Origin of the sequence: Streptomyces sp. SID3343, assembly GCF_009865215.1 — a bacterium.
Classification (GTDB): domain Bacteria; phylum Actinomycetota; class Actinomycetes; order Streptomycetales; family Streptomycetaceae; genus Embleya.
On the sequence record NZ_WWJX01000185.1, the window covers coordinates 1 to 6,890 of the forward strand.

Genomic DNA, 6,890 nt, shown 5'->3' on the forward strand with positions numbered 1-6,890 from the left:
CCCGAGCGGCCTTGGTGTCTTGGGCCGGTGGCTGTTGGGCGAGCGTCGGCTCGGCTCGGTGTGCCTTGGCTCGGCGTGGCTCGGCGCGCCCGGGTATGGAGTCGGTGGCGCCGTCTGGCCCCGCGCCTGACGGCTGGGCTTGGCGCGGACCCGGGGCTTGGCCCCGGCCGGTCGTTCCCTCGTACCGGTCGCGGTCGTGGCTGGGTTCTGCGCGGTTGCCGCCTTCGCGCCGTTCACGCCGTTCGCCCCGTGGCAGGGGCCTGCCCGCCCGCCGCCCCCACAGGTCCCTGTCTCGGTCGCGGCCGGCTGTCCTTTTTGCGCTATTCGGGTTTGGGCGTGGTTCGGTGCGGGGCGAGTGGCGCGCCTGCGTTCGCATCGCTGTCGGTCGGGCCGGGTGCGGCTCGGGGTTTGCGGCTTGCTGGTGGTTCGTCTGGTGCGGGTTCTTTGAAGGATCTTCAGGTTATTACGCTCCGTGGCTCGCCCGTCCGGAAAGCGGCTCTTGACCTTGACCGTGCGAGTTATTTGAATGTGCGTTCAAAGAAACGGATCACCGCACCTGGAGTACGCATGAGCACCACCGAGGCGTCCCCGGCATCGTCCGACAAGGGTTTGCGGCAGGGGTCGGTCGGGCTGCTCGGTACCGTTGCGCTCGGTCTCGCGTCCGTGGCGCCGGCCTACAGCATCGCCGTGACCCTCGGCTTCGTGACGCTCGTCGCCGGCGATCTCGCTCCCGCCGCCCTCCTGGTCGGGTTCGTACCGATCCTGCTCACCGCGTTCGCGTTTCGTGAGCTCAATCGGTCGATGCCGGACTGCGGCACGACGTTCGTGTGGGGGACCCGCGCGTTCAGCCCCTACCTCGGGTGGCTGTCCGGCGGCTGGGTCGTGCAGATCTGTACGGTCATCGCGATGACCGCGCTCGCGCAGGTGGCCTCGGCTTACCTGCTCGATGTGGTCGGCCTCGACTCGCTCACCGACCAGACGTGGGCGGTGGCCCTGACCGGCGTCCTCATCCTTGCCCTCGTCACGTTCGTCGCCTATCGCGGGATCTCCATCGCCGCGAGCGCGCAGTACCTGCTCCTGGGCCTGCAGCTCGTCGCGCTGCTGACCTTCGGGATCGCCGCGTTCGCGCAGCACGGCGAGGCGGCCGGGGCGATGACGCCCTCGCTGTCGTGGCTGAATCCGTTCGGATTCGACAGTTGGGGTGTGTTCGCGCAGGGCGTGCTGCTCTGCCTGTACATCTATTGGGGCTGGGACGCCCTGATCACCGTCAACGAGGAGACCAAGGACAGCGCCAACACGCCCGGCAAGGCCGCCGTGATCTCGACCGTCGTGCTGCTCGCGACCTACCTGTTCACCGCGTACGCCGCGATCTCGTACGCCGGCGTGGGCACCGACGCGCTCGGTCTGGGCAACGAGGACAACGCCGCCGACGTGGTCGCGACCCTTGCGCCGGGGTTGGTCGGGTCGGCGACGGCCGCCCTGCTCAAGCTGTCCGTGGCGATCTCGGCGATCGCCGCGCTGCTCACGTGCGGGGTCTCCACGTCTCGCGCGACCCTGTCGATGGCCACCCACGGGGCGGCGCCCGAGCGATTCGGGCGGATCCACCCGCGCTTCGCCACCCCCGGGTTCGGGACGGCGTTCTTCGGCGTGGCGGCGGCGCTCGGACTGGTGGCGCTGTCCGCGTTGTCCGGGGACTTCCTGGGTGACGCGATCGGCTGTATCGGGCTGCTGATCGCCTTCTACTACGCGATCACCGGCTTCGCGTGTGTCTGGTACTTCCGGCGCGACCTGCGCAACGGGCCGCGTGATCTGTGGCTCAAGGGTCTGTTGCCGGCGATCGGCGCGAGCATGATGCTGGCCGCCTTCGGGCGCAGCGCCTACGACATGTGGCAGCCGGACTACGGGAACACCTCGCTGTTCGGCGTCGGCGGGGTGTTCCTGCTCGGGATCGGGTCGATCCTGCTCGGAGTCGTGGTGATGCTCGCCTATCGACCACGCGCCCGACGGTTCTTCGCGCACGGCCGCGAGGATGTCGTCCGGGTCACGGTGACCGACGACGCGCTCGCGGGCTGACGCCCGACGGCCGCCCCGGCACCGCCCCGCCGCCCCGCCGGCCCACCGACGCACCGTCCCCGACTCACCCCCTCCCCGCAAAAGCCTCACTCACCAGGGAACCCCATGCGCATCCTGAACATCGCCGCGATCCAGACCGCGGCCGTACCGCTCGACGTCGACGCCACCTGGCTGCGCTTCGCGGACCAGGTACGGGCCGTCCGCGGCCTCTTCCCGCACGTACAACTCGTGCTGGCGCCCGAGCTGTTGCTCGCCGCCCCCGCGCCGATGCTGGAGTCGCCTGCGTCGTGGATGACCGATACCGCCGAGCCGATCGACGGCCCGACCGTGCGCCGGGTGTGCGACTTGGCGCGCGAGACCGGCCTTTGGTTGGTACCGGGGTCGTTCTTCGAACGGGACGACAACGGGCGGATCTTCAACACCGCGATCGCCGTCTCGCCCACCGGCGAGGTGGTCGCGAAGTATCGCAAGGTCTTCACCTGGCAGCCCTACGAGGACGCCGAACCCGGCACGTGCTTCGAGGTGTTCGACATCCCCGACGTCGGCCGGGTCGGCCTCGCGATCTGCTACGACGGCTCCTTCCCGGAAACGGTGCGGCAGTTGGCGTGGATGGGCGCCGAGGTGGTGCTCCAGCCGGTACTGACCACCACCCGCGACCGCGAGATGGAGCGCGTCTGCGCGCGGGCCAACGCCTTCAGCAACCAGGTCTACGTCGTCAACCTCAACATCGCCGACCCGGCCGGCGTCGGCGAGAGCCTGATCGTCGACCCCGAGGGGATGGTGCGCCAGCAAGCCGGCGGCGGCGAGGAGGTACTGGTCGACGCGCTCGACCTGGACGCGGTCACGCGGGTGAGGACGTACGGCACGGCCGGCCTCAATCGGCCGTGGGCCCAGATCGCCAAGGACGGTGCCAACCTTCGCCTGCCGGCCTACGGCGGTGGGGGTATGGTCGCGCCCGAATGGGCCACGCGCGCATAGGGGATCGGCCGGTCGTACTCCGGTGTGCGGCGGCGCCGTGTCACGATGGCCGGCATGGGTGACACGCGCGCGTTCGACGACTTGGCCGAGGGGTACCAGCGGTTCCGGCCCGACTATCCGCAGGCGGCGTGGGAGACGCTGCGCGGGTACGTCGGGCCGGATGTCGAACTGTTGGTCGATGTCGGGGCCGGTACCGGGATTGCGACGCGTGCCCTGCGGGCCACGTTCGGGGCGGGGCCCGATGTGGTCGGAGTCGAGCCGGGAGAGGGCATGCGGGCGCAGGCGGAGAACGTGGCCGGCGACGTGCGTTACGTGGCCGCGCCGGCCGAGGCACTGCCCTTTGCCGACGGGAGCGCGTCGCTGGTGTTGACCGCGCAGGCGCTGCACTGGTTCGACCGGCCGGCGTTCTATGCCGAGGCGACGCGGGTGCTGCGGCCCGGTGGGGTGATTGCGGTTCTGGTCAACGACCGTGACACGGCGGCGAGTTCGTTTCTGCAGGCGTACGAGGATCTGCTGGAGCGGCACAACGACGACTACTCGCGCGACTACCGCCACTTCCCGGTGTCGGACGAGTTGGACGCGGCGTTCGGGATGGGCGACGACTACCGGTTCGGGTGGAGCCGCCGACAGACCCGCGACGAGTTCGTCGGTACGGCGCTGTCGTCCAGCAAGACGAACGCCGTCGTGCGCAAGCTTGGCGAGGCCGAGACGCGGGCGGCGATCGGGGCGGTGTTGGCTCTGCACTTTGCCGGTGACGACGTCGAAATCCCGTTCACGACGAGTCTGTTCCTGCGTCGCCGAAGCGCTTGAGTGCTTGAGCGCTCGGGCGCTTGAGCGCCGGAGCGCCGGAGCGCCGGAGCGCTTGAGTGCTTGAGTGCTTCGGCTGAGAGTTACGGGCCGTGGGCTGTGTGCCTTGTCGCGTGTGGGGACGACTCGCACGGGTCGTGGGTCCCGGGATTTTCGGGCCCGGATGATCTACTGACACGACCCACTCGGCGGGTGCGGGCGAGGCCGGCGCCCGATGGAAAGGCGTGATCTAGTGCGCATCGATCTCACCGGGAAGACCGCCTTGGTCACCGGCTCGACCCAGGGCATCGGGGCGGCCATCGCGACCGGTCTGGGCCGGGCGGGCGCGCGCGTCGCCGTCAACGGGCGCAGCAGGGAGTCGGTCGACGCGGCGCTGGAGCGGCTGCGCGGCGAGGTGGCGGACGCCGAGTTCGTGGCCGCGCCGGGCGACATCGCCACCGACGCCGGCACGCGGCAGGTCCTGGACGCGGTGCCGGACGTGGACGTACTCGTGAACAACCTCGGCATCTTCGGCGCGCGGCCGGCCCTGGAGATCGACGACGACGAATGGCGTCGGTACTTCGAGGTGAATGTGCTCACGGCGGTACGGATGACGCGCGGGTATCTGCCGAGGATGCGCGAAGGCGGGTGGGGGCGGGTCTTGAACATCGCGAGCGACTCGGCGTTCGTCGTCCCGGCCGAGATGATCCACTACGGGATGTCCAAGACCGCGCTGCTCGCCGTGTCGCGCGGGTTCGCGAAGGAGGCGGCCGGGAGCGGTGTCACGGTCAACTCGGTGATCGCCGGGCCCACGCATACCGGCGGCGTCGAGGACTTCGTCTACGAACTGGTGGACCGCGACCTGTCGTGGGAGCGGGCGCAGCGCGAGTTCATGAGGCTGCACCGCCCGCAGTCGCTGATCCAACGCCTGATCGAGCCGGAGGAGATCGCCAACATGGTCGTCTACCTCGCTTCGCCGCTCGCGTCGGCCACCACGGGCGGCGCGATTCGCGTCGACGGTGGGTACGTGGACTCCATCGTGCCGTGACGTCTCGCGCGCGCCGCTCAGCCGTGGCGAACCGAGGCCGGCCGGTCACTACTTGCCGGCGCGCGCCAGGGTCTTGGCGGCAGCGGACTTCTCCGCCTTGGCGGCCTTCTTGTCGGTGAGCGTCTTGGCGGCGGCGGAGAGAGCCGCCTTGGCGGAAGCCTTCGGGCCGCTCTTCTTCGAAGCCTTGCCACCGGCTCCGGTGCCGGATTTACTCGAAGCCTTCGGGCCGGATTTGCTCGAGGTTTTCGGGCCGGTCTTGCTCGAAGCCTTCGGGCCGGTCTTGGCGGAATCCTTGGTACCCGTCTTGCCGGAAGCCTTTCCGCCGGCCTTGCCGGATGCCTTCCCCGTACTACCGCCGGCCGCCTTTCCGCCGGTCGCGGCGGTCTGGGACAACGCGCTGCCCGCAGCGGACTTCTCCGCCTTCGTGGCCTCCTTGCCGGCCACGGTCTTGCCCGCGGCGGAAGCGGCCTTCCTGCCGGTCTGCCCGGTGCTTTCGGGCGCCTGGGACAGTGCGCTCGCCGCTGCCGCCTTCTCTTGCTTGGTCGCCTTGTCGCTCTTGACGGTCTTGCCCGCAGCCGAGGCTGCCTTCTTGCCGGTCCGAGCAGAGTTCTTGGCCATGGCCGATGCCTTCCGGTGGAGGGACTTCGACGACTCCGTACGGCGGCGGTCGGCGACGGAGAGCGGACTGCGGCGTCCACGTGTCGAATCGGTACTTCATGGCGCCTGCCCCCAGTCGTTCTCGCTACGCAGCTCCCTCCGCAATCGTGGTCGTGCACGGGCCGTTGGGAAGCGTGTCAATCAAGGTTGACGTCTGTCGGATGTCAACGTAGATTGACGGGCATGACGGAAGCCACCGACCTCGCCACTCGTGCGGGGGATCGCGATCCTCGGGTCGGCCTGCGGGCCGTCGCCGCACTTCGACGATTGCTCGAACAGCTCGAAGCCGTGCAAGTGCGCAGTGCGCGGGTGCAGGGCTGGTCGTGGCAGGAGATCGCCGCCGAACTGGGCGTGAGTCGCCAGGCGGTCCACAAGAAGCACGGGAGGAACTGATGTTCGAAAAGTTCACGAGCCCGGCGCGCGATGTCGTGAGGGGGGCCGCGGAGCGGGCCGATCAGGCCGGGGAGGCCGATGTAGGGGAGGAGTACATGCTCGCGGCGCTGCTCGACGCGCAGGGCACCCAGGCGGCCATGGCCCTCGCCGCGATCGGGATCGCCGCCGGTCGCGACGAGATCGAACGTTCACTCGCCGAGGCTCGTCGGCGGGGCGGGATCTCCCGCTCCGACGCCGAGGCCCTCGCCGGACTCGGGATCGACGTGGGCGAGATCGTCTCGCGGGTCGAACAGACGCACGGCGAGGGCGCGTTGGCGGTTCCCGGCCGGCGCAGGCGGCTGTGGCCGTTCGGCACGCGTCTCACCCACACGCCCTTCACGGACGGGGCCAAACAGGTCCTCGAACAGTCGCTGCGCCAAGCCCTGGCCCGCGGCGACAAGCACATCGGCGACGAGCACATCCTGCTCGCGCTCACGGCCCGGCCCGGCGTGGTGGCCGACGTCCTCGCCGACCACGGGGTCACCACCATGGCCGTACTGCGCGCGCTCGCCACGCCCCCGCAAGCCAAGGCGAGCTGAGCCCGGACGGGACCGGCCGCCCGCGCGGGTGCGTCGTGTCGCTACCAGCCCCGGTGGTCGTTCGGGTGCGTCGTACCGCCACCCCGCTCCGGTGGTCGTTCGGGTGCGCCGTGTCGCCACCCCGCCCCGGCCGCCGCCCAGGGTGCGCCTTACCGCCCTCCGGCCTTCCTCGGCCGCGCCGACGCGCCGAGTCTCGGCTGCCGCAGCCGACGCCTCGAACAACCAGCCCCAACCACCCCACCACGCCCCCGAACAACCGCGTCTCCACGGCCGCCTCACTACACCCGCCCCCAACGACCGCGCTCCCAACGACCGCGCCCCCAACAACCGCGCCCCACCGCCGCGCACCGCCCCCGGGCCCCCAACGCCCCGACCAC

General features: G+C 70.4%; 7 protein-coding genes. 6 read left to right on the forward strand and 1 reads right to left on the reverse strand.

Annotated elements, in window-relative coordinates; translation table 11 throughout:
• The first annotated feature begins 567 nt into the window (after nucleotides 1-567).
• From GT354_RS06970 to GT354_RS06985, 4 genes are all read left to right on the forward strand, one after another.
• On the forward strand, nucleotides 568-2,073 hold the full coding sequence (locus GT354_RS06970; protein ID WP_161355355.1) for an APC family permease: 1,506 nt from the start codon (nucleotides 568-570) through the stop codon (nucleotides 2,071-2,073).
• A 105-nt stretch (nucleotides 2,074-2,178) separates the two neighbouring features.
• Nucleotides 2,179-3,051, forward strand: a complete 873-nt coding sequence (locus GT354_RS06975; RefSeq protein WP_161355357.1) for a carbon-nitrogen hydrolase family protein — start codon at nucleotides 2,179-2,181, stop codon at nucleotides 3,049-3,051.
• 54 nt (nucleotides 3,052-3,105) lie between these two features.
• Nucleotides 3,106-3,861 carry a class I SAM-dependent methyltransferase gene (locus tag GT354_RS06980; protein ID WP_161355359.1) on the forward strand — a complete coding sequence of 252 codons (756 nt, stop codon included), beginning with the start codon at nucleotides 3,106-3,108 and terminating at the stop codon, nucleotides 3,859-3,861.
• 229 nt (nucleotides 3,862-4,090) lie between these two features.
• The gene (locus tag GT354_RS06985; protein ID WP_161355361.1) at nucleotides 4,091-4,885 is read left to right on the forward strand and encodes an SDR family oxidoreductase; all 795 of its coding nucleotides are present in this window, start codon (nucleotides 4,091-4,093) and stop codon (nucleotides 4,883-4,885) included.
• 48 nt (nucleotides 4,886-4,933) lie between these two features.
• Here GT354_RS06985 and GT354_RS52480 read toward each other — a convergent pair whose 3' ends face one another.
• Complete coding sequence (locus GT354_RS52480) at nucleotides 4,934-5,503, reverse strand: hypothetical protein (protein ID WP_202511589.1); 570 nt, start codon at nucleotides 5,501-5,503, stop codon at nucleotides 4,934-4,936.
• 222 nt (nucleotides 5,504-5,725) lie between these two features.
• On the opposite strand from GT354_RS52480, the gene GT354_RS06995 reads away from it, so the two are divergent.
• The gene (locus GT354_RS06995; protein WP_161355363.1) at nucleotides 5,726-5,935 is read left to right on the forward strand and encodes a helix-turn-helix domain-containing protein; all 210 of its coding nucleotides are present in this window, start codon (nucleotides 5,726-5,728) and stop codon (nucleotides 5,933-5,935) included.
• The gene (locus GT354_RS07000; protein ID WP_161355364.1) at nucleotides 5,935-6,513 is read left to right on the forward strand and encodes a Clp protease N-terminal domain-containing protein; all 579 of its coding nucleotides are present in this window, start codon (nucleotides 5,935-5,937) and stop codon (nucleotides 6,511-6,513) included. Before GT354_RS06995 ends, GT354_RS07000 begins: the two co-directional genes overlap by 1 nt.
• Nucleotides 6,514-6,890: the final 377 nt, after the last annotated feature.

What these genes read in the sequence shown, in the direction of transcription:
- GT354_RS06980 (WP_161355359.1), top strand. Translation starts at nt 3,106, where the DNA reads ATGGGTGACACGCGCGCGTTCGACGACTTGGCCGAGGGGTACCAGCGG.
- GT354_RS06995 (WP_161355363.1), top strand. Translation starts at nt 5,726, where the DNA reads ATGACGGAAGCCACCGACCTCGCCACTCGTGCGGGGGATCGCGATCCT.
- GT354_RS06975 (WP_161355357.1), top strand. Translation starts at nt 2,179, where the DNA reads ATGCGCATCCTGAACATCGCCGCGATCCAGACCGCGGCCGTACCGCTC.
- GT354_RS06970 (WP_161355355.1), top strand. Translation starts at nt 568, where the DNA reads ATGAGCACCACCGAGGCGTCCCCGGCATCGTCCGACAAGGGTTTGCGG.
- GT354_RS07000 (WP_161355364.1), top strand. Translation starts at nt 5,935, where the DNA reads ATGTTCGAAAAGTTCACGAGCCCGGCGCGCGATGTCGTGAGGGGGGCC.
- GT354_RS52480 (WP_202511589.1), bottom strand. Translation starts at nt 5,503, where the DNA reads ATGGCCAAGAACTCTGCTCGGACCGGCAAGAAGGCAGCCTCGGCTGCG.